We start from the raw sequence: 458 nt of genomic DNA on the forward strand, positions 1-458 counted from the left end.
GACGCCAAGTTTACATTAGGTAAAGACACGAAAATCACGAACATTGTCCTTCCAGAAGGTAAGAAGATTGAAGACGTTATCACGAACTATGAAGAGGTTAAAGGTAATGTTGAAAAAATTGAAACACCTGACGGTAAACCTGTAGTTCCTGAAACACCACCAGTAGTAACACCTCCTAGTTCTGGCGGCGGCGGAGGAGGTTCGACAACTCCTGGTGATGTAAAAACTGGAGTGCAATTGTTGAACGAAAAAATTCAAACGCAAATCGGTAAAGTTACATCAAACGGTATTGTAGTAAGTATGTCAAATAATATATTTACTGTTGTTATTGATGAAGGCGTTAGCAAGTTTGGTGAATTTAATGTTGCAGCAGAAAAAGTTTTTGATGCATTTAAAGGAGATACTATTGTAAACTCAGTCGCTGTTTCATTAAGCATTGACGGTCAAGAGGTTACGAT

At 38.2% G+C, this 458-nt stretch carries 1 protein-coding gene; it reads left to right on the plus strand.

Features of this window, described 5'->3' with window-relative positions:
- A partial coding sequence (locus VG566_RS20410) for a hypothetical protein (protein ID WP_423172730.1) occupies nucleotides 1-458 on the plus strand: 458 nt, incomplete at both ends.

The sequence above is a fragment of the Stenotrophomonas sp. CASM114 genome (assembly GCF_049384325.1).
GTDB lineage: Bacteria > Pseudomonadota > Gammaproteobacteria > Xanthomonadales > Xanthomonadaceae > Stenotrophomonas > Stenotrophomonas muris.